Origin of the sequence: Microbulbifer pacificus, assembly GCF_033723955.1 — a bacterium.
Taxonomy (GTDB): domain Bacteria; phylum Pseudomonadota; class Gammaproteobacteria; order Pseudomonadales; family Cellvibrionaceae; genus Microbulbifer; species Microbulbifer pacificus.
Genome location: NZ_CP137555.1, coordinates 2,438,060 through 2,457,968 on the forward strand (window position 1 = coordinate 2,438,060; position 19,909 = coordinate 2,457,968).

Consider the following 19,909-nt stretch of genomic DNA (forward strand, 5'->3'; position numbering starts at 1 on the left):
CTGGCGGTGGCACGCGTATAATCTCCCGCTTTGTTGTTAAAGAATCAGAATCGGGGGAATCATGGAAAACGTCGTAAACAGGGAACTGCTGGATCAGGTCATCGCCATCTCGGTAAAAGCCGGTGAGGCGATCCTGGAGGTGTACAACGCCAGCGGTGATATCGCGGTGGACAGCAAGTCCGACGACTCCCCGGTAACTGCCGCCGACCTGGCCGCACACAAGATTCTCGCGCCCGCGCTGGAGCAGCTGCTGGACGGTGTGCCGGTGCTCTCCGAAGAAGGCAAATTGCCCGCATTTGATGTGCGCGGTCAGTGGAACCGCTACTGGATCATCGACCCGCTGGACGGCACCAAGGAATTCATCCGCCGCAATGGCGAGTTCACCGTCAATGTGGCGCTGATCGAAAACGGCGAGCCGGTGCTGGGGGTGGTGCACGTGCCGGTGCTGGACATCACCTACGCCGGCGGCAAATCCCTCGGCGCGATCAAGCAGGATGCGCAAGGTGAAAAGGCCATTCAGGTGCGCGCAATGCAGCCGCGTCTCGACGGCAAGCAGCCGATCGAGGTGGTGGCGAGCCGCAGCCATGGTGCCGGTGCGGTGGACGAACTGCTCGCGCGTATCGAGGGCAGCCTCGGTGAAACCGGGCTCAAGAACATGGGCAGCTCGTTGAAGCTGTGCCTGGTGGCGGAAGGTGCTGCGGATCTGTACCCGCGCCTGGCACCCACTTGCGAGTGGGATACTGCTGCCGCGCAGGCGGTGGTCGAGGCCGCCGGCGGCGTTGTGGTGGACGCGCAGTTTGCGCTGCTGCGCTACAACCAGAAAGACGCGCTGCTGAACCCCTTCTTCTATGTGATCGGCGATCGCGCCTACGACTGGAAATCCCTGCTGCTCGGCTGAGCGAGCGTGGGCTAAACCCGCGAAACTGGTCTAGGCTTTATCCTGTATCCCGGCAGTCACGTGGTTTTTGGCGACTGCCGGGGACGATCGATAGATGACCGGGAGGAACGCCATGACCAGTACCCGCGGTATCAGTAGCCATGTGAATATCAGTGAGGCGGATACCCACGCGCTGCGCTTCCGCCTGCAGACCGAAATCACCTGGCTGTCGCGCCAGATGCAAGACCTGCAGGGCGCAGATGAATCCCCTGACCTTTCGCTGATCCAGACCTACCGGGAAATGATCTTTTCCCGTCGCGCCCTGCTCGGGCGTATTCCCCGCTGAATTCTCCGCGGATTTTTTTGCGCGTTGCCCGCAGCCGCTGTCCGGGTGTCACCAGTGTTGTCGCCCCGGCGGCCGCGGGCGAAATATCCGTATATACAAACCCGTACCCGTGGAATTTGTGCCGTTAAATTACCGTGTATTGCGAATACTTTTTCCATATTCAGTCGCGTCGGATACCGGCGTCGTAAAAATATTTCCTTTGTTGAGAAATTTGTTCAAGTTTCGACAATTGGGTCTACGCTTGGTGGGAAATAAATTTAATGTAAAAGAGAAAGTCCCATGCGCTATCCGGTCGTGGTTCATAACATCGAATTTGCCGGTTACGGTGCCATAGCGCCGGATCTTCCCCACTGCCACTGCCGCGGTGAAACCCTCGAGGGCGCGCTGCAGAAAATGGCGGAAACCATTGCCCAGCGACTGGATGACCTGCAGGCCGTGGGCGATCCGCCACCGGTGCCCGGTGAACTCGAAAAACTGCGTAAAAACCCCGCCTTTGTCGGCGGCGTGTGGGCAATTATCGACATCCAGCGCAACGAGCTGCGCCCAAATTCCTGAATGCCACAGCGGGCAGCAAAAGCATCGCTGTGAAGTGTGGTGTGACAACAGCAATAAGCAGTATTTGAAAAAGTTTTTAAACTTTTTAACCAAGGATGGTGACAATGAAAGGTCTGGTATTCCTTCTGGCCCTGTTTGCTTCCAGTGCCGCACTGGCCCAGTGGAACAATCCCTTCGACGGCTACTGCAACGGTGAATATCGCGTGATCGGTACCATAGGTCTCGGTGCCGGTGATTTGCAGATCAATGACGACCGGGATTTCGCCGGCTACGCCAGTATCGGCGTCACGCCCGCCGCCGGTGTGTGGCAGGTGGAATTGCGCTACACCAACTTCGACGACGGCCGTGTGTCGGTGGATCAGTGGGGTATCGGCGCCAAGGTGGATTTCACCCTCACCTGCGATGTTCAGTGCCTGTACTGGATGGTGGGCTGGAACTACGGTGAGTTTGATGTGGGCACCGTGGAAAAGCACGGCATCCTGTATGACGTGAACAACGACAGCAGCGACAACTACTGGAATGCCGGTGTCGGCTACCGCTATAACTGGACTCAGGATTTCGATACGTCCATCGAGTACAACTACAACAATGTGAGCAAACGCGTCCGTTACTTTGACATCGTCGAGGATTACGAGCGGCGCTTCGATCTCGGGCATTTGCGCACGCTCACCGTCAACTTCAGTTATCGCTTCTGAGCGGGCGGCATAAAAAAGGCCGGCGGATCTGCGATCGGCGCCGGCCGTAATTCACGTGTTTAATTCATTTCTTTAAAAGCTATACACCGCTTTCATCCACAGGGTGCGTCCCGACTCATTGACCCGCGTCAGCTGGTCGAACCCGGGGATCGCGGCACCGGCGCGGCTGATGTGCTCCGCGTAGCTTTCATCCAGCAGGTTGTCGATGCCCGCGGTCACCTGCAGTTCCACTGACGGGCGCCAGTCACCATTCAGCGACAGCACATTTGCCGCATCCGTGGGCCCGAAATCCTGCCCGGCAATATTGCCCCTGCCTATATCCACCCGATCCTGCGCGGCGAGCGCGCGCCACAGTATGCCGCCGGACCACTGCGCCTGCTGGTAATACAGGCCGACGCGGGTTTCCAGTGGCGGCAGTTGTGCGAGCGTGGTGCCATCCGATTCGTTGGCACCGCGCACCGATGACAGGGTCAGTTCCGTGCGCCAGTGGTCGCTCAGGCGGTAGCCCAGATCCATTTCCACGCCCCAGGAGCGGGCGTCGATATTGCGCACAATGGTGGTAGTGCGGGTGCTGCTCATACCACCCATGCCGCCGCTCATCTTACTGAAACCGGATTGAATCATCAGGTAGTCGTCGATGATATTGGCGAACGCGGACAGACTCGCTTCGATCTTTTCCGTGCGGTAGATGAAACCGATATCCAGCTGGCTGGTTTTTTCCGCGGCGATATCCAGTGCGCTTACCGAATCCTCGGTTTCCTTGGCAATGGCTTCCCAGTAATCGGGAAAGCGCTCGGTGTAGCCGAGACCCGCGTAAACCGTGGCTGAAGCGGTTGCATTGGTCTGCAGCGCCTTCTCAAAGCGCGTGAAGCCCGAGTGTAGCGACTCCTCGCGTTTCTGGCCCGCCGTGGGGTTGGCGATGGACGACATCATCGACAGTGCGACGTTGTCGCGCAGGTCCCGCAGTCGCCAGTCATCCACGCGCGCGCCGCTTATCCAGCGGTTGCCCGGCGACAGCTCCCAGCTCAACTCTGTAAACACGCCGGTCTGGGAAAATTCTGCATCCGCGATCCGCTCGAGATTGCGGTAGTCCACCGCGCTCTGGTTCATGCTGCTGCGATTGCTATGTTGGTTTTGCTGGGTGTCGATGCCCGCAGTCAGTTCGAGATCCCCCCGCGGTGCCAGGGTCAGCATCAGTTTGCCGCCGCGGGTTTCGCGGTCCGGGTTCATTGCCATTGCCGTCGCCCCTCCCATCATTGTGGCGCCGGCAGGCTCGCGCAGGGTGTAGTTGTCCATCACGTGGTCGACGTAGTTGTAGTAGCCCTGCAGTTCGACGGACGTCACCAGCTCCGACAGGTTGTTGCGCGTCAGCTTGACGTTGACGTTTTCCCGCGCGAATTTCGCACCGTCCATCCCGCGGTCGGCGTAGGCCGCCTCGCCGTCGCTGCGGGCGCTACTGAGTTCAATGCGGGTGTCGTCGTCCGGGGTCCAGGCAAAGCCGAGCTGGCCGTTCCAGCGCTGGTAACGGGAGTGCACGGTGACGCCGTCACCATCCTGGTAGTCATCTGCGGAAGCGGAGGTGGCGCTGCCGCGCAGGGTGAACTCTGGGGTGGCGTAGGCGGCATCGATCAGGCCGTCTGTGCGCCCGGCGCTCGCCGCCAGCAGGCTGGCGTGCAGGTCCCACGCGGTCTCCTGCGGGCGCTCTTGGTCGTGCTCGAACAGCACCACACCCGCGGAGTTGCCGGGGCCGTACTTCACCGTTTGTGGACCCTTGATCACCCGGATCTGGTCCAGGGTCTCGGGAAAGATATACGCGGTGGGCGGGTCCATGCGCATGGCGCAGCCGCCGAGGATGGACTCCCCATCCAGCACCATCGACAGCCGCGAGCCGGCCATGCCGCGCAGCACCGGATCGCCGTCGGTACCGCCCTTGCGAATTACCGAGAAGCCGGGAATGGTTTTCAGGTAGTCCGCGCCGTCATTGGCGGGCAGTGGCTGGCGGGGTTTTTTGGGGTCGGTGGTGATGTTCAGCGGCTGTTCGGTCTTCACCGCCGTGACCACCATCTGCTCCATTGCCTCGTGTTCTGATTCCCCGGATTTCGTTTTCAGGGGTTCGGCCTGTGCGCTACAGGCGCAGCAGGCGGCGAGCACCAGTGCCAGTGGCGAATATTGTCGGGCACCCGCGGTCAGCGGTGCCTGGGTGTGAATTTTTTTCATTGCTTATTCTCGATGCGGCGAGCCAGCGGCCGGCGGCAGTACCGCGGCCAGACTGACTCATCCGGGATATATGTGCCCGCAGACGCATATACGACGCATATGCGCACATCCACACCGGTGCAAAGGCGGTGCGGAATTTCACATCAGCGGAAGGCTGCGGGGCGGATTTTTCAGGCGAGAATCGAAGCGATGGGCGGCGCGCGACCGGGTGGGAACAGATAGTCGTTGTCGTGGCTGCGGGCGACCGGTGCCGCGGGTGCGGGTGCCGCGAATCCGGGCAGCGGGCTCCAGGGCAGATCCGCGCGTGTGGCGATGGATGCGCCTGCACTGGAGAAGTTGCAGTGGTTGTCGGAAAAGACCTGGGCGGTGGCGTCGTCGTGCTGGTGCTGGCTCGCCTGGGGGGCTTGAGCGTGTCCGTGCTCGTGTCCATGCCCGCCATGCGCTCTGTCACTGGACCTGGCCGGTACTGCCAGGCTGAGCAGTAGTGCGCTGCGGCTGTCGCCGTGACACAGCTGGTAGGGGCCACCGCTGGCCACCGCCGTCGGCATAAACCCGGCGGGCACCAGGCCGCGCACCGCGAGGAACACGCCCAGCAGCACAACTGCCAGCCACGGGGGCAGACAGGGGCGGATGGCAGTTGCGGGTCTGGCGTTCACGTTAGCGGAGCCTGCATTGGCAAGGGGCGGAGGTGCGCTCAGAGTTTACCACTGCGTTTCAGCTGCCAGTAACTTTCCACCAGGGACAGGTGCATTTGCGACGGCAGCGCATCGGCGAGGATGGTGTTGCGCGCGCGCAGCTGCTGCAGCAGGCGTCCGCGGCGTCGCGCGAAATCCCGCCCCGCGCTGTGCAGAAGCGCACTGTCAAAATCCACTACCGGCTGATCCTGCACCTGGTCCAGCACGCGCTCGCGCAAACACGCCACCATGACCAGGTGATGGCGGGAGAGCTGTGCCACAGCACTGGTGAGATCTTCGCTGTCTTCATCCCGCACATTGGTGAGCAGGATCACCAGCGCGCGCCGCTGCTGGCGCGCCAGCAGTTGTTCCGCGGCTGCGGTGTAGTCGCTGTGGGCGGTGCCCGAGTGCAGGTCGTAGACGTGGTTCAGCAGCAGGTTGATGCCGCCCTCGCCCTTGACCGGCGGCAGGCGGCTCTGGCTGCCGGCAAAGCACTGCAGGCCCACCGCATCGCCCTGGCGGATGGCCACGTAGGCGGACAGCAGCAGTGCGTTGAGGGCGTGGTCAAAGTGGCTCAGGTCGCCGTCGCGCGCGCGCATGCGCCGGCCGCAGTCCAGCAGGAAGATGATCTCCTGATCGCGCTCGTCCTGGTACTCGCGGCTGATCAGCTTTTGCATGCGCGCACTGGCCCGCCAGTCCACCTGGCGCTGGCTGTCGCCGAGGCGGTATTCGCGCAACTGGCGAAAATCGAGACCCTCGCCCCGTCGCTGCTGCTGGTGCACACCGAGAAAACGCAGGGTCTGTTCGGTGGACAGCGCCTGCAGCGACGAGATACCGAGAAAATTCGGATAGACCTTGATCTCCTGCGTATCCCCCAGCAGCAGCTTGTTCTGCCATAGGCTCCACGGCGAGCTCACCAGCACTTCAATCTTGCCGAATACGGCGAGGCCGCGGCGCACCGGGGTCGCGCTGTAGTGGGCCGCAATTTCCTGCTGCGGTTGCAGCTGGATATCGAGTGGCAGCCCCTGCGCGCGCAATTGTGCCGGCAGCTGATCGGTCACCAGCAGGGAGAGCGGTCGGGTGCCGCCGTTGACCAGGGTCAGCCCGATGCGCTGCTCCACCCCGAGCGCGAGATTGCCCGGGAGCCGGCGGCGGCCACTGAGGCCGCGGTTGTGACGGCCGGTGGCGAAATCCAGCAGGCTGGCCATTGCCAGTACGCAGAACCCCAGCCACCAGGCACTGGTAAGCAGGCCGGCGGCCGCGGGCCACCAGATACGCGCGGCGCTGACCAGCAGCGCACAGGCACAGGCAATCAGCAGCAGGCGGATCAGCAGGGGTGAGGGCTTCACAGCCGCGGGGCCTCCACCGACTCAATGATCTGCGCCAGTACCGAGTCCGCGGTCTCGCCGTCGATTTCCATATCTGGCGATACCGCCACCCGGTGGCGCATCACCGGAACCGCCATGGCCTTGATATCGTCCGGCAGTACGAAGTCGCGCCCTTGCAGCAGCGCGTGGGCGCGCGCGGCCAGGATCAGGCCGATACTGGCGCGGGGGCCGGCGGCGCGGCGCAACTGGGAGGATTCGCGGGTGGCGCGCACCAGGCGCACCGCATAGCTCAGTACCTGCTGGTCCACCTGTACCTGGGGTACCAGCGCCTGCAATTGCTGCAATTCCCCGGCGTCGAACACCGGCTCCACAGTGTCGCGCAGTCGCTGCTCGATTTGCCCGCCGCTGGCGGCGGCGGTGAGCAGCTCCTCCGCCTGCTGGCTGGGGAAGTCGATCAGTATCTTGAGCATGAAGCGATCCAGCTCTGCCTCCGGCAGCGGGTAGGTACCCTCCTGCTCCACCGGGTTCTGGGTGGCCAGCACCATGAACGGACGCGGGGTGGCGTGGGTCTCACCGTCAATGGTCACCTGCTGTTCCTGCATCACTTCCAGCAGCGCCGCCTGGGTCTTGGCGGGGGCGCGGTTGATCTCGTCCGCCAGCAGCAGGTTGGTGAATACCGGGCCGCGACGCACTTCAAAGCGGCTCTCTGCCATGTGGTAGATGGCGTGGCCGGTGACATCGGCGGGCATCAGGTCCGGGGTGAACTGGATGCGGCGGAAGTCGCCACCGAAACCGCTGGCGAGACTGCGCACCAGCAGGGTCTTGCCGAGCCCCGGCACCCCCTCCAGCAGCACGTGGCCGCCGGCGAGCAGCGCGATCAGCACCTGGTCCACCACCGTGGGCTGGCCGATCACCACCTGGTTGATGCGGTTTCTCAGCAGGTTCACCCGCTCGCTCGCGTGCTGCCAGCGGTCTTCGGTTTCGGAGCCGATTTCGGTGTGCACTTCGGTCTGCGGTTGAGTCTGCAGATCGGTGTGAGTATCGGAATGCAGTTCCGCAGTCTGGTCGGTGGAATCGCTCATAGGGCGGCCTCGATGATCTGAATGCTGCGCAGTCGCGCGGTGAAATCGTCTTCACTGTGGGGCGCGGCGCCCCACAGCGTGTGAAAAATATCGCCGGCGGCAAGCCCGGTGCGCGCTGCCAGGGTTTCGGCAAGCTGCCGGCATTTTTCCGGCGTCAGCCGGTCCGCGCTGTGGCCGGCGAGCTTCTGCAGCAGCGGTGCCCGTGCCTGTTCAAACAGCGCTTCGCCGCGGTTCTGCCGCCAGTAGAAATACCCGCAGGCGCGGATATGTTCGACCAGCGAGCGGCGTTCACTCGCCGGCGCCGGGACCAGCGGGCCAAAGCGGCGGCTGCGGTTGGCAATCCACGCGGCGATGGCCAGCAGCCCGGCGACAAAGAACTCCAGCGCGAAGCGCTTGATCAGCGTGCCCAGGCTGTCGAATCGCGGCCGGGTGATCATCACCAGGTCGCGCTCGCCCACAAGATGCGCGAGAAAGTAGGCGTGGTCGAATTCGCCGATACGGCGGTTGTGCCACATGTCGCCGTCGGTCAGCAGGGTGAGGCGGCCGCGGCCGCGCTCGTAAAACACCAGTGGCGACTGGGTGGGTATGTTCTGGAACGGCACCCAGTGCAGCGGGCTGCCGTCCACATCGATATCCGTGCCCTGTCCCATCATCTCGTGGGTAAACACCCTGCGCGGGTTGAAATACAGTTCGTAACTGGTGCCGCTGTCACTGGTGCGGTTGATCAGTCGGTCGGGGTCGATATCGGGATTGCGCGGCGCTGCGGGTTCCTCCACTTCGGGGGTGTCGGCGCGCTGCTCGCTGTCATCCTCGCTGTCGGATTTGGGGTCCGCCAGTTTGCGGTTGTGTTCGCGCATCAGCTCGCTGGCGGTTTTGTTGCGCAGCTTGCCGGCGTCCTCACCGAATACTTCGCGCACCTGCTGATTGAAATACAGGTCCGTGTCGCCATGGGTGAGTTGGAGCCCGAGCTTTTGCAGCAGCAGGTCGCGCTCGTTGTCGCCACCGCTGCTGTGGGCGACGACGATGGCGTGGCCGCCACCTTCGACCCAGTCCAGCAGTTCCCACAGTCGCTCACTGTTGTAGATCTGGCTGGAGCTGGCGAGGAACAGCGCATCGTCCTCCCCGAGTGTGGACAGGGCGGCAATGTTGTCCGCGCGGCGGTGGGAAATGTCGATGCGTTCGAGGAACTGTTCTGCGGCCAGGAACGGATTGTGCTGGGCCTCGGTGCCGAAGCCGAGGTCCACCTCTTCGCTGTAGCGCTCGAACAGCAACAGAAACAGTGCGCCTCCGCCAGCGAGCAGCAGCAGAAGTGAAATTATCGCGATGCGGCTCAACTTCACGGGCGCACCTCCCCGCTCTCGTTGCGAAACACCTGCTGCCACTGCGTGCACAGGGTTTCCAGTTGCGCGGTTGCCGGCGCCTTGTGGGCGTAAGCCAGGCGTTGCCACGAAGCGGTGAGCAGGCCGAAAAACTGCACCAGCTCAGGGGGGAGACGCCGGTCCTGTTGCGACTCCTCGCGCACCAGCTGCGCGCACTCCGCTTCCGTGTGATGGTCCTGGAACGGGCAGTCGTAGTGGGAAATCAGGTCCGACAGGCTGGCGCGATACAGCAGCCCGAGAGCTTCGCGCTCCGCGCCCGCGCGCCACAGCCGCAGCACTTCCGCGGTGATGTCGTCCGGCAGGCTCTCCCGGCGCAGGTCCAGGCCAAACAGGGTCGCGGGGCGCTGGATTTCCACCACTTTCCGGCGCGGGCGGTAGCCCAGCAGACCGCGCAGGTGGTGGCGGTAATGCCATAGCAGCCACAGGGTGATGGCGATAGCCGCAACCCACAGCAGCAGTTCGATGATGCCGGCCAGCAGCGCCCAGAGCTCGCTGCTGGTCGACTCTTCGTCGGCGGGTTCGTCGTCGTCGCTGCCCAGGTTTTCCAGCCACTCGATAAAGGCTATGAACCACTCCGGGTAGCGGAACTCGCTCGTTTCGTGCTTGCGCATCCGCCAGCCGCCCTGATCCTCCCGCAGGTGGAAGTCGTCACCGGCCAGGGTTTCGTCGATGAGATCCTGGGCCTGGCTGGGGGTGACCGGGTCCGCAACTGCCGGCTGCGGCGAGGCGAGGAATGTCCACAGGGCGAGAGTCGTCGCGCACAGCAGCGCCGAGGTAACGCCGCTGCGAGGAATTGGTGTTGCACGGGATTTTGCCGGCGAGCGCAGGGCGGCTTCTTTGCGTGCGCACAGCTTGCGGAAATGAATTTCAATATCCCAGGCTTCCAGCTCCACCCTGCGACCGATGTACAGCATGAAGCCGGCGCATACGTAAAAGGGCGCAACACTGGCCATGATCAGCAGGGACAGGCCGTTGCCGAGCCACTGGATAACATTTGCGTCTGCACTGAGCAGCGACCACCAGTTGATGTCGAGTTGCTCCGGCAGCATCAGCAGTGCCAGCGCCACCACACCAAGGCCGAGAATCATTTCCACATGCACAGCGACGATATGCAGCCAGCTTGCGGTACCGGCGGTATTGCGGTGCAGCAGCGCAAGGCGCGTGTTGCGCACCCTGCCGGTGGCGTTTTCCAGTACCGTAACCGGCAGATCAAAGGCGCGGGTAAAACTGAGGCGGCGCCAGCTGAGCCAGGCAAACCAGTCGCGCCTGTTGGCGCGAGCAAACATCGCAAACGCCTCGCGCAGGGTGAGCTGCTCGCCGAACAGTTGCCGGCTGACCACCAATAGGGGCAGGCGTTCAAGCAGCGGCTTCAGCCACCACACCACAAAGATCGCCATATTGGGGCTGTGGGGAAACAGCGCGGCCAGCAGCGCAAAAAGCAGTGCCGCGGGAATGAGCCACAGCAGGGTCATCTGCAGCCAGTGTCGGCGCGCGAGCAATATGCCCAGATCGACGGATTCCCAATTGGAGCGCAGGCGTGCGTGCACCGCCAGTTTATCGAGATTCACGTTCTGCTCTCCCCGTGCGCGGTACGGCGCCCGGCAAGGCAGCAGTAAGTGATGACCAGCAGCCAGAAAAAGCCGCCCACCAGCAGCTTTATCGCAATGCTCACGTCGGTACTGGAGGACCAGAATGCCTCCAGAAACGCGGCAATCACCAGCATCAGAAAAGTGCCGTACATGATTTTCATGGCGTCGTGCCCGGCCTCGCGCAGGGACTGGCGGCGACTGAGATTTCCGGGATTTACCAGGGCGTGCCCCAGGCGCAGTCCGGCCGCGCCGGCAAATACGATGGCGGTGAGTTCAAAGGCGCCGTGGCCGATCACAAACGGATAGAACGTGGTGACAAAACCGACCCGGGTGATGTGCCCGAAAATGGCCCCGAGAAATACGCCGTTGAACAACAGGAAAAAAATCGATCCCAGGCCGAACAGCATGCCGGTGGCAAAAGTCCGAAAGGCGATGCCGATATTGTTCTTGATATAGAAGCCGAACATCATCAGGTCGGAATCCGAACCCCGTTCGCGACCCAGTACGCGGTTCCCTGGGTCGTACATGGCTTCAACCTCCATGACCTGTTCCGGCGACATCACCGCGTAAATGAGTGCGTCGTTCCAATAGCAGCCAAAACCCATCACCAGTGCCGGCGCCAGAAACAGTGCGCAGGCGAGCCACACAAAGCGCGACTGCGCGCGCAGGGCAGCGGGAAAACCCTCGAATAGATAGTCCAGCCAGCGGCTTCTGGATACGGACTTCTGCTGATAGATACGCTGGTGGCAGGCCAGAACCAGCTGGTTGAGGCGCGCTACCAGGTTGCCGGTGTAATGGCGTTCCTTGGCGACGGCCAGGTGCTGGCAGAGGCGTCGATAGGCCGCGGGTATGTCCTCGATCTGCGGCGGGCTATTGTCCGCGCTCGCCTGGATAACCACGTTTTTCTGGTAACCCGCGAGCCAGTTTTCCAGTTGCTGCCACAGCAGTTGGTGGCGCTGTTCAAAATCCCGCTGTTTCATTCTGTGCGCGCCTCTGTCCCGACCTGTCCCGTCTGCCTGTTGCCACCTTGCTTGTCGGCGTCGCGATTATCGCGGGACTGGCGCGCCCCCAACAGCCAGTGGCCGATGGCGTACAGTTGCCGCAATCCGGCCTCGCCATTTTTGCCGGTAATCGGCTGCAGCAGGTCCGCCAGTTCCTGTTGGCGCGCCTGACTAAGCACACCTGCGCGCTCCGTGAGGCTGACTATGGCCTGCTGGTCTTCCAGGGTAAGGCCTCGTGGCGGGGGCGCGGGTGCGACATCTGGCAGTGCGGTGGATTTGGCACTCTGTGCGCGATAGATGACGATGGTGCCCGCCGCGTAGTCTCCCAAGCGCTGGAAGTGGCGACTCAAGGTCATGCTCAAAATGCCGGCACAGTAGCCAAACGGCAGGAAATCCGCGAAACGCAGCAGGTTGCGCATGATGGAGGCACCCCAGCCGACCGGGGTGAGGTTGTCATTGACCACCGTGAGGCCAAAGGCGCGTTTGCCCGGTGTCTGGCCGCCGCGAAAAACTTCAAAAATAACCGGGTAAAACCACTCCAGCAGAAACGACCCGAGCAGCCAGATGCCAATCCCGGTGTTGCCGGCAAATGCCAGTGCGATACCGAGGGCGATCAGGATCAGGGTGCGATAAAACAGATCTACCGAATAGGCCAGTATCCGTGGTACCGGACCCGCAACCTGTGCGGTCAGGTCGATTCCCTCCGGGGTTTCGATGGCATACAGGGTATCCAGGCCCGCGGGTTCGAGATCCGCCGAGGACGGGGGGGCGGAGGGCGACTGAGTGGTGGAGGCGTTCTTCATCGGGAACTGCTATTGCTGAAGCGACGAAAGGTGTCGGCGGAGAGACCTCGCGATGAAGCCGTCTCCGCCGCTGCGGAAATCAGATTTCCGGATTGGTTTCATGACCGCCAAACATATTGCGGTACAGGATGCCGTAGGCAATGCTCAGGGTCGGAATGGCCCAGATCAGGCCGATGACCAGTGCCAGGAAGCCGGCGAAATACAGCAGGCCCAGCACGATCATGAAACCGAAGACCGGGAACCAGTGCTTGGTAACCGCTTTGCGGGAAATCTCGAGTGCCTGCCAGGGGCCCAGGTTTTTGTCCACGATCAGTGGCAGGATCATCATGTAAGCAATTACCAGATAGACGCCGGGGATGATCAGCAGAACAAAGCCCAGGGCAACCAGGATGTACATCAGCACCATGGCCACGGCCAGCGGCAGAATTTTGTCGAAATAGGCAAATACCTCGGTGCCGGATACCTGCTCGTCGCGGGCGATCTTGACGCCGATCATCATCATGCCCGCACCCAGCGGCGCGCTGGCGGCGGCAATAATGATGTTGGACAGGACTGCGCCAACCCCCTGGTTGGCGTCGGGATCGGTAAAGGACTGTCCGGTAATCAATGCGGCCACCACGGAAATGCCGATGTAGGCCACGAAATACAGCAGAACACCCAGCCATACGGTGCCCTTGTTACCTTTGGTGCGGGACCATGCCTCATTCAGGGTATCGCCGATGGCAACCTGATAGTCCCCCGCCAGGGCCTTGGGGATGGAACCCATATTCCCGTTGCTGTTGTCATCGCCCGCCAGTTCGGCCTGGGGCGCGCTGTAGATATCACTCATGGTCGAAATTCCTTGATCGATCTTTCTTGTCATTATTGTGCCGGCAGTACTCCGCCAACCGGTGTTCCCTTGAGAGCCCGGTTCCGGCAACAGGGCCTGCAACCATATCACAGGTCTGGCGTGGTATTCCCGCTGTTGTAAGTGCCTGTAATCCGCTCTGTGGCGGGGGTACTATTAGCCGCATTTGCAACTGTGTGGTTAGGGTGAATTATGGGCAAGTGGACGCTGCGCGCGGTGTTATTGGTGGTGCTGCTGGGGCTGGTGTACGCCGCACTGCCCTGGTATTCCGCCCACAAACTGATCGAGGCGGCGCAGGGCCAGGATCTGGATACCATGGAGCGCTACGTGGATTTCCCGCAGCTGCGCGCTAATATCCGCGGGCGCCTGCTGGATGACGTGCGGACATCGATGGGCCAGGATCTGTCGCCGGAGTTGGGCAGCATATTTTCCGCCGGCGCCGAACTTTTCCTCGGCCCCCTGATCGACAGCCTGATAAGCCCCCGCGGAATTTCCGAGTTGATCCAGGGGCAAAAAGACTGGAAAGAATTTGAGCGCGAACTCGAAGGTGCGTTCGGCAGCGGCCGCCGCTCTCCGCCTCCCCCTACACCGGCCCCGCAGCCGTCACCAGAGGATGAAGACGGGCATCGCTGGCAGCTGCAGCACTGGCGATTCAGCGGATTGAACACCGTCGAAGTGCTGTGTGGAAATCGCGGGGAAAGATCCAGCGTGCAGCTGCTTCTGCAGCGCAACGGGTTGCGCTGGCAACTGGTGGATATGCGCCTGATCGAAGAACAGGAAGAATGAGTATGGCAATCACTATGGAAATGCACGAATCAAAAAATGTGTTCGGTGACCCACTGATTCCCTGTAGCAGCGACCCGCTGACCGGGTTCTTCCGCGATGGTTGCTGCAATACCAATGACCAGGATCTCGGTTCCCACACCGTGTGTGTGCAGGTGAGCGAGGAATTTCTGAATTTTTCCCGCGAGCGCGGCAACGATCTCAGCACCCCGGTGGAGGAATTCGGCTTTCCCGGGCTGAATCCCGGTGATCGCTGGTGTCTGTGTGCGGCGCGCTGGCTGGAGGCGCAGCAAGCGGAGATGGCTCCGCGGGTTTACCTGCAGCGCACCCATCAGCGCGCGCTGGAGATTGTCCCGCTGGCACTGTTGCGCCGGTATGCGGCGGATCTGAACTGAGTGCCTGTGCACGGCAAAAAGGAAGGCAAAAAAATGCTCTGCGGCAAGCCATCCCGGCCTACCCAGAGCCAGCCTTGCGGCTGTAACCAACTCACAGGATGAGAATTTGTTGGTGAGCGAGGTTTCCATTCCCACCGGCGTGCCCTGACGGGAAACCGGTGTGCTCAGGAGTTAGCTTGCGCTTACTCTGTTTCGCGGACAATAGCTCTTTGGGGCCAAAACCCGCAAATATTTGCGACTAAAATTCAAATTGCGTCCAAAAAAATGCGCTATTTAAATGACAGCGCTGGCTGCTGCAGTGAGTAATGCGCGCGGCGGTGCGGAAGTCGCACAGAGTCACACCAGACCTTCCACCAGTACTTTTGATACCAGTTGCCCGGTGGTTTTGCAGTCCGCCTTTTTCAGGATGTTCTTGCGGTGATTTTTTACCGTGTGCTGTGAAATCCTGAGTATCCCGGCGATTTCCACACTGGTTTTTCCATCTGCCAGCAGCCGCACTATCTGCATCTCCCGCTCGGTAAACAGGGACGGTGCGCCGATCAGCTGCATTTTTTCATCGAATACGTCGATATTGAGATAGCTCTGGCCACCGAACAGGTGCAACAGCGACAGTTTGTAATTGTTGCGGGTGGTGATGTGGGAAATGTCCGTGTGGATGCTCAGCACCTTGGAAACCCGGTTGGCATCGTCCGTGGCCAGGATCAGTGCCTGGTGGTTGAACATGCGATAGCTGCCGTCGCGGGTACGCAGCCGTCCGCAGTAGGAAATTTTGTAGTTCTTCACCTGATCCCGACCAATCTGGCTGTTAAGGATCCTGAGTGCGGATTCCTCGGCAGCGGAGGCGAAAGACAGGTCTTCGGGATGTCCGCGCTCGATGATGGACTGAATGGTAGTGGTCGATGGGTCGAGCCCCAGAATCTGTTCAACAGATCTGCTGACCAGCATCGGCTTATGGATATTGAAAAAATCCAGCACGTAATAATAGGCAGCACCGGTACTGAATGTGGTGGCGATGAACTCGTCAATTTCTTTGCGTTGCAGCGAGATGTCTTGCTTGGCAAAGAAATCCGGCACATTGCGCCAGGCGCGATGAATCAGGTTTTGTTCCGGCTGCAGATCCCCAGGTTCCATCCGTATGGTCCTTATATTTTTGGCATTTTCTCGTCGTTAATTCCGCATTTCACGCAGTCCGTGTGAAATCGCCGGCAGCCATATCGAACGCCTGTTGCAAAACAGGGTTGTCCGTTGGTTTAAATCAGTCCTTCGACCATACAGCTTCCAAACAGCTGCCCCATGTTCTGGCATCCCGCCTTTTTTAAAATTCGCTTGCGATGGTTCTTAACCGTGAATTCCGACAGCGCCAGCTCGCTGCCAATTTCCGCGCTGGTGAGACCGCGCGAAATCAGCCGAATCACGGAAACTTCCCGCGGGCTGAATAGGGGCGGGCTCGGCTGTGGGGTATCGGCCTGATCATCCACCTCGATATTGAGATAGGAAGGCTCACCATCCATACCAATCAGCGACAGTCGGTAGTTATTTTCAGTAGTGAGGTGGGAAATATCCGTATGCACGTTCAGGGACTTGCCAATCCTGCCCTCGTCATCCGTGGTCAGGATAATGGCCTGATGGTTAAACAGACGGTAACTGCCATCGCGTGCCCTGAAGCGGAAGCAGTAGGACATTTTATAGCGGGTAATTTTTTTCAGACCGATCCGCTCCCTCACCAGACGGAGGGCGGTGGCTTCTGCGCTGGCGACAAACGCCATATCGTCCGGGTGGATCTGGTCCAGGATGTCCTGGAAGGTAATGTTTTCCAGGCTGAGATCGTGGTGTTGCTCCACCTGCGGACTGATATACAGAAAGCTCAGGTCGAACGGGTCGAACACATAGTGGTAACAGGGCCCATTGCTGAAAATATGCCCCATAAGTTCATCGATCTGGAACCCGGATAGCTCGGTCCTGCCCTGTGCCAGCATTTCCGCGCGGCTTGCCCAGACGCCTTTGAGTAGCTCGGTTCTGGGCTTGCGGGCTTGTGTCTCGTCCACCACAGGTTTGTCCTGGAAGATTGTTGTTATCACTTCCGGAGCCAAACCTGCTGCTTCAGAAGAGGATGAAAAACTATTTCCTAAATGCGACCTTCGTCACAACTATTGTGGGACTTTTGTACCAGAAGCGTCACCGGAATTGCAATTGCCGCCCGCGGTATTTGCACGATTAATTGCGGGGTTGCGCCGGAATTCGTGGCAGTTGGGGAGATAAGACAGGAAAGTCTGGGTGGGTGGTGCTTGGTGCTTGGCAGGGAGTGAGAAAGGGCGCAACCGGAAAACATCCGGTTGCGCGGGTTCTGCCAGTAATCAGGACGGCAGGAAATCGATGGAGTAGTTGAGGGTCGACTTCTCCACGTTGGCGGCACCGAAGTTGATCAGGCCGATGCGCGCCAGCAGTTTGCGCTCCAGGTCCTCGTCACCCAGTTCACTGCTTACCAGGCTCACTGCGGAAACCGTGCCGTTGGCCTCGATCACCAGTTTCACCGTCACCTTGCCCGCGAGTGTCGGGTTCTGGCGCAGTGCGCGGTTGTAGATGGCGAAGATGGCGCCCTTGTTGGCTTCCATGATCTGGCGGATGGACTCCTCGCCGCGGGTGCCACGCTCGCGGCGGGCTTCCTTGGCACTGGACTTCGCCGCCACGGTGGCTTCGGCCACTTCCACCTGGGTGGTCTCGCGCCCGGAGAGCGCGGAACCGCCGGTATTGCGGCTCAGCTGCCCGGTGTTGATACCGCCGCTGGATGCCTTGGACTTGTCGGAAATCAGTGAGCGGTCAATCTTCTGCGCATTGGCGGCGCCACTGGCGAGGCTGTTGGCGTTGGCCACCTGGGATACGTCGAGGCTGTCGCGCATATCCATCAGGTCGTCCTGCAGCTGCATCAGTCCGCTGTTTGCCGCCTTTTCCCTGGCCTTGGCCACTTCTGCCGCCGGCGCCTTTTCCGTGAGCGGCTTCGGTTTTACCGTCTTGACCGGTTCGGGCTTGGGCTTTTCAACCGGCTTGGGTTTTTCCTGTTTGACTTCCTTGGGCTTTGGCTTCTTTTCCACCGGTTTCGGCTTGGGCTTTTCAACCGGCTTCGGCAGTTCCTTTTTTTCCAGAATCACCCGCGCCAGCTGCGGCGGTAGCTTTTCTTTCTGCTCGCGGGTCAGCTCCGGGGCAGGAATAAAGGTAAACAGTGCACCCACAATCACGAAGGCGACGATGCCGGCCTTGAGGAATTTTACAAAGCGCTGGTCCTCTTCTTCCGTGGAAGCCCAGGGCAGCAGCGAGTTGTAGTAGTGCCACGGCATCAGAGCCGGGGTAGCGGTAGTCGACATGGCTATGCTCCCCTTACTGACCAGCGGCGGGCGCCGCCGGGTCCTGTGCTGATGTTTGGGTGACCGCGAGATCAATATCGCGATAGTCCGCCGCGGCGCAGGTATTCATGATCTGCTTGAGCAGCGCGTAGGGCACTTCCTCATCACCCAGGATGGTGATCGGGCGTCCTGCCGCCTGCTTGTCTTCCGGCAGTGGCTCCGCGCGGCTGGCGAGATACTTGAGCTCGTCCAGCAGCGGCTTGATCTGCTCGTCCTGTGCGGAAATATCCGCGACCTTCGCCACCATGCGGTTGCCCACCAGTAACTGGTCGCCATTCACACGCACAACGGTGGTGGTCTCCGGCTTCTCGGCGGAGGTGGAGTCGGGGAGTTTGATGGTCTTGTCTGCCTGCAGCACTTCCACATCGGAAGAGTTCACCAGCAGGAAGAAAACCAGAATGGTAAAAATATCCATCAGGGAGACCAGGTTCAGCTTGGTCTCCTTATGCCGGCGCTGCTTGCGCCCTTTCAGCTTGCCGCCGATCGTCGCTTTCATAGTCCGTTGCCTGCCAGCTGGTCATCTTGCGCTTGCCCTTCTTCGAGGGGTGCATCGCCGAGGGAAATCTGTGGAAACAGCTCCGCGTCCACCACCGACGCCGCCACCACCGCGCGGAACGAGCGCGCGGTATCCATGGCGGTTACCAGGGTGCGGTAAGGCGTACCGGGTTCGGAGAGGATGACCAGATCTTTCTTGTCGATATCCTTCTCACGCAGACTGCGCTTCACTTCCTGCAATACATCGGACACCAGCTTGAAATCCGGCTCGCCGTCCCGGTTGGAAATACGCTTTACGCGAATTCCCGCCGGATAGTTGATGTCGATGTAATCGGCGCGCAGCACCAATTCCAGCTGCTGGTTTTCCTTCTGTTCCTGGGTAGTGCTCGGGTCACTCAGACCGGGCAGGTTCAGGTTCAGCACGGAGATATGGGAAAACACCATATTCAGCAGCAATACGGGGACCAGAACAGTCATCAGACTCATGAACGAGGTGATGTCCAGTTCCGGATCGGTTTCCAGCCTGCGTCGGATAGCCATGGCTCTCTCTTGTTATCTGATTACGCGTTTACGTTTCTCGTGCCACTCAAGCGATGGCTTCGGCCTTGGCTGTCGGGCGCGCCGCTACAGGAGCGTCTGCCTTCTGGCTGCGGGTAAGGGTAATCAGATTGAGGAATTTCACTCCGGCCATTTCCAGGCTGTCGATGATCTCATTGGTCTTGTTCTGCAGCATGGAGTAGGCCAGCAGCAGCGGGATGGCGGCGATCAGACCGAAAGCGGTGGTGTTCATCGCCACGGAGATACTGGAGGACAGCATGGCCGCCTTCTCGGAGGGCTCTGCGTTGGCCACCGCGGTGAATGCGGCGATCAGACCGATAATGGTGCCGAGCAGGCCGAGCAGGGTGGAAATGTTGGCCAGGGTCGCCAGGTAGTTGGTGCGTTTTTCCAGACGCGGCACGGCTTCGAGGATGCTCTCTTCGATTGCCATTGCGATGTTTTCATCCTTGCGCGCGTGCTGGGCAGTGGCGATACCGGCGGCAACGAGCTGGCCCATGGGGGCTTTTTCGTTTTGCGCGAACTTGAGTGCGGCGGTGAAGTTGCGCTGCTGCATCATCGGCAGGATCTGGCCGTAAGCGCGACGGTTGGCGAGCTTGGCGCGGGACAGGAATACCCAGCGCTCGACGACGAGTACCAGTCCGATCACCAGTACCAGCGCGATGGGATACATGAATGCGCCGCCGTTCTGGAAAAAGCGCAGCAGTGTGTTGAAAAACTCCATGGTCAAATCTCCGGGACGAAAAGATTTCTTGTGAATAAAAAATATTGAACTTTTAAGTGAAGGGGATGCTACCGGGTATTGGTTCGCAAGACCTTCCGCGAGAGGGACCTCGCGGAAGAGCCCCCAGGGATGGGTTTACGGCGTGTCTTGCGAACCAATACCCGGT

At 60.6% G+C, this 19,909-nt stretch carries 21 protein-coding genes; 6 read left to right on the plus strand and 15 right to left on the minus strand.

Annotated elements, in window-relative coordinates; genetic code table 11:
• The first annotated feature begins 61 nt into the window (after positions 1-61).
• From cysQ to R5R33_RS10560, 4 genes are all read left to right on the plus strand, one after another.
• Positions 62-898: a 3'(2'),5'-bisphosphate nucleotidase CysQ gene (gene cysQ / locus R5R33_RS10545; RefSeq protein ID WP_318952661.1), complete on the plus strand. Its 837-nt coding sequence runs from the start codon at positions 62-64 to the stop codon at positions 896-898.
• Positions 899-1,010: 112 nt separating this feature from the next.
• A complete protein-coding gene (locus R5R33_RS10550) occupies positions 1,011-1,223 on the plus strand; it encodes a hypothetical protein (protein WP_318952662.1) in 213 nt (70 codons plus the stop codon).
• A 279-nt stretch (positions 1,224-1,502) separates the two neighbouring features.
• Positions 1,503-1,778: a type II toxin-antitoxin system HicB family antitoxin gene (locus R5R33_RS10555; protein ID WP_318952663.1), complete on the plus strand. Its 276-nt coding sequence runs from the start codon at positions 1,503-1,505 to the stop codon at positions 1,776-1,778.
• Positions 1,779-1,882: 104 nt separating this feature from the next.
• The gene (locus R5R33_RS10560; RefSeq protein ID WP_318952664.1) at positions 1,883-2,473 is read left to right on the plus strand and encodes an outer membrane protein; all 591 of its coding nucleotides are present in this window, start codon (positions 1,883-1,885) and stop codon (positions 2,471-2,473) included.
• A 72-nt stretch (positions 2,474-2,545) separates the two neighbouring features.
• On the opposite strand, the gene R5R33_RS10565 is transcribed toward R5R33_RS10560, so the two are convergent.
• The 9 genes from R5R33_RS10565 to R5R33_RS10605 all read right to left on the minus strand — a co-directional run bounded on the left by R5R33_RS10565 (position 2,546) and on the right by R5R33_RS10605 (position 13,375).
• Positions 2,546-4,690 (minus strand): TonB-dependent copper receptor, encoded by a 2,145-nt coding sequence (locus R5R33_RS10565; protein WP_318952665.1) that lies wholly within the window; start codon positions 4,688-4,690, stop codon positions 2,546-2,548.
• Between the two features lie 170 nt (positions 4,691-4,860).
• On the minus strand, positions 4,861-5,346 hold the full coding sequence (locus R5R33_RS10570; RefSeq protein ID WP_318952666.1) for a hypothetical protein: 486 nt from the start codon (positions 5,344-5,346) through the stop codon (positions 4,861-4,863).
• A gap of 38 nt (positions 5,347-5,384) precedes the next feature.
• Entirely contained in the window at positions 5,385-6,713 is a 1,329-nt protein-coding gene (locus R5R33_RS10575) for a DUF58 domain-containing protein (RefSeq protein WP_318952667.1), read from the minus strand.
• Complete coding sequence (locus R5R33_RS10580) at positions 6,710-7,774, minus strand: AAA family ATPase (protein ID WP_318952668.1); 1,065 nt, start codon at positions 7,772-7,774, stop codon at positions 6,710-6,712. Before R5R33_RS10580 ends, R5R33_RS10575 begins: the two co-directional genes overlap by 4 nt.
• Positions 7,771-9,114, minus strand: coding sequence for a DUF4350 domain-containing protein (locus R5R33_RS10585; protein WP_318952669.1), 1,344 nt, complete (start codon positions 9,112-9,114; stop codon positions 7,771-7,773). The genes R5R33_RS10580 and R5R33_RS10585 overlap by 4 nt, the downstream gene beginning before the upstream one ends.
• Positions 9,111-10,721, minus strand: a complete 1,611-nt coding sequence (locus R5R33_RS10590; RefSeq protein ID WP_318952670.1) for a hypothetical protein — start codon at positions 10,719-10,721, stop codon at positions 9,111-9,113. The genes R5R33_RS10585 and R5R33_RS10590 overlap by 4 nt, the downstream gene beginning before the upstream one ends.
• Positions 10,718-11,722 (minus strand): stage II sporulation protein M, encoded by a 1,005-nt coding sequence (locus R5R33_RS10595; protein ID WP_318952671.1) that lies wholly within the window; start codon positions 11,720-11,722, stop codon positions 10,718-10,720. The genes R5R33_RS10590 and R5R33_RS10595 overlap by 4 nt, the downstream gene beginning before the upstream one ends.
• Entirely contained in the window at positions 11,719-12,546 is an 828-nt protein-coding gene (locus tag R5R33_RS10600) for an RDD family protein (protein ID WP_318952672.1), read from the minus strand. Before R5R33_RS10600 ends, R5R33_RS10595 begins: the two co-directional genes overlap by 4 nt.
• Positions 12,547-12,625: 79 nt before the next feature.
• Complete coding sequence (locus tag R5R33_RS10605; protein WP_318952673.1) at positions 12,626-13,375, minus strand: hypothetical protein; 750 nt, start codon at positions 13,373-13,375, stop codon at positions 12,626-12,628.
• A gap of 210 nt (positions 13,376-13,585) precedes the next feature.
• Between R5R33_RS10605 and R5R33_RS10610 the strand changes: the two genes are divergently transcribed.
• Entirely contained in the window at positions 13,586-14,179 is a 594-nt protein-coding gene (locus tag R5R33_RS10610) for a DUF2939 domain-containing protein (RefSeq protein WP_318952674.1), read from the plus strand.
• A 2-nt stretch (positions 14,180-14,181) separates the two neighbouring features.
• Positions 14,182-14,571: a DUF2237 family protein gene (locus tag R5R33_RS10615; protein ID WP_318952675.1), complete on the plus strand. Its 390-nt coding sequence runs from the start codon at positions 14,182-14,184 to the stop codon at positions 14,569-14,571.
• Between the two features lie 336 nt (positions 14,572-14,907).
• On the opposite strand, the gene R5R33_RS10620 is transcribed toward R5R33_RS10615, so the two are convergent.
• From R5R33_RS10620 to R5R33_RS10645, 6 genes are all read right to left on the minus strand, one after another.
• Complete coding sequence (locus tag R5R33_RS10620) at positions 14,908-15,702, minus strand: LuxR C-terminal-related transcriptional regulator (protein WP_318952676.1); 795 nt, start codon at positions 15,700-15,702, stop codon at positions 14,908-14,910.
• Positions 15,703-15,821: 119 nt separating this feature from the next.
• Positions 15,822-16,649, minus strand: a complete 828-nt coding sequence (locus R5R33_RS10625) for a LuxR C-terminal-related transcriptional regulator (RefSeq protein ID WP_318952677.1) — start codon at positions 16,647-16,649, stop codon at positions 15,822-15,824.
• Between the two features lie 276 nt (positions 16,650-16,925).
• Entirely contained in the window at positions 16,926-17,930 is a 1,005-nt protein-coding gene (locus tag R5R33_RS10630) for an AgmX/PglI C-terminal domain-containing protein (RefSeq protein WP_318952678.1), read from the minus strand.
• A gap of 13 nt (positions 17,931-17,943) precedes the next feature.
• Positions 17,944-18,465: an ExbD/TolR family protein gene (locus R5R33_RS10635; RefSeq protein WP_318952679.1), complete on the minus strand. Its 522-nt coding sequence runs from the start codon at positions 18,463-18,465 to the stop codon at positions 17,944-17,946.
• On the minus strand, positions 18,462-19,004 hold the full coding sequence (locus R5R33_RS10640) for a biopolymer transporter ExbD (RefSeq protein WP_318952680.1): 543 nt from the start codon (positions 19,002-19,004) through the stop codon (positions 18,462-18,464). Before R5R33_RS10640 ends, R5R33_RS10635 begins: the two co-directional genes overlap by 4 nt.
• A gap of 46 nt (positions 19,005-19,050) precedes the next feature.
• The gene (locus R5R33_RS10645; protein WP_318952681.1) at positions 19,051-19,743 is read right to left on the minus strand and encodes a MotA/TolQ/ExbB proton channel family protein; all 693 of its coding nucleotides are present in this window, start codon (positions 19,741-19,743) and stop codon (positions 19,051-19,053) included.
• Between the last annotated feature and the right edge of the window lie 166 nt (positions 19,744-19,909).

Excerpts from the sequence above, each read along its gene's own strand:
- R5R33_RS10615 (WP_318952675.1), top strand. The coding sequence starts at position 14,182 with ATGGCAATCACTATGGAAATGCACGAATCAAAAAATGTGTTCGGTGAC.
- R5R33_RS10550 (WP_318952662.1), top strand. The coding sequence starts at position 1,011 with ATGACCAGTACCCGCGGTATCAGTAGCCATGTGAATATCAGTGAGGCG.
- R5R33_RS10565 (WP_318952665.1), bottom strand. The coding sequence starts at position 4,690 with ATGAAAAAAATTCACACCCAGGCACCGCTGACCGCGGGTGCCCGACAA.
- R5R33_RS10555 (WP_318952663.1), top strand. The coding sequence starts at position 1,503 with ATGCGCTATCCGGTCGTGGTTCATAACATCGAATTTGCCGGTTACGGT.
- R5R33_RS10605 (WP_318952673.1), bottom strand. The coding sequence starts at position 13,375 with ATGAGTGATATCTACAGCGCGCCCCAGGCCGAACTGGCGGGCGATGAC.
- R5R33_RS10595 (WP_318952671.1), bottom strand. The coding sequence starts at position 11,722 with ATGAAACAGCGGGATTTTGAACAGCGCCACCAACTGCTGTGGCAGCAA.
- R5R33_RS10635 (WP_318952679.1), bottom strand. The coding sequence starts at position 18,465 with ATGAAAGCGACGATCGGCGGCAAGCTGAAAGGGCGCAAGCAGCGCCGG.
- R5R33_RS10640 (WP_318952680.1), bottom strand. The coding sequence starts at position 19,004 with ATGGCTATCCGACGCAGGCTGGAAACCGATCCGGAACTGGACATCACC.
- R5R33_RS10560 (WP_318952664.1), top strand. The coding sequence starts at position 1,883 with ATGAAAGGTCTGGTATTCCTTCTGGCCCTGTTTGCTTCCAGTGCCGCA.
- R5R33_RS10600 (WP_318952672.1), bottom strand. The coding sequence starts at position 12,546 with ATGAAGAACGCCTCCACCACTCAGTCGCCCTCCGCCCCCCCGTCCTCG.
- cysQ (WP_318952661.1), top strand. The coding sequence starts at position 62 with ATGGAAAACGTCGTAAACAGGGAACTGCTGGATCAGGTCATCGCCATC.
- R5R33_RS10620 (WP_318952676.1), bottom strand. The coding sequence starts at position 15,702 with ATGGAACCTGGGGATCTGCAGCCGGAACAAAACCTGATTCATCGCGCC.
- R5R33_RS10630 (WP_318952678.1), bottom strand. The coding sequence starts at position 17,930 with ATGTCGACTACCGCTACCCCGGCTCTGATGCCGTGGCACTACTACAAC.
- R5R33_RS10580 (WP_318952668.1), bottom strand. The coding sequence starts at position 7,774 with ATGAGCGATTCCACCGACCAGACTGCGGAACTGCATTCCGATACTCAC.
- R5R33_RS10610 (WP_318952674.1), top strand. The coding sequence starts at position 13,586 with ATGGGCAAGTGGACGCTGCGCGCGGTGTTATTGGTGGTGCTGCTGGGG.
- R5R33_RS10645 (WP_318952681.1), bottom strand. The coding sequence starts at position 19,743 with ATGGAGTTTTTCAACACACTGCTGCGCTTTTTCCAGAACGGCGGCGCA.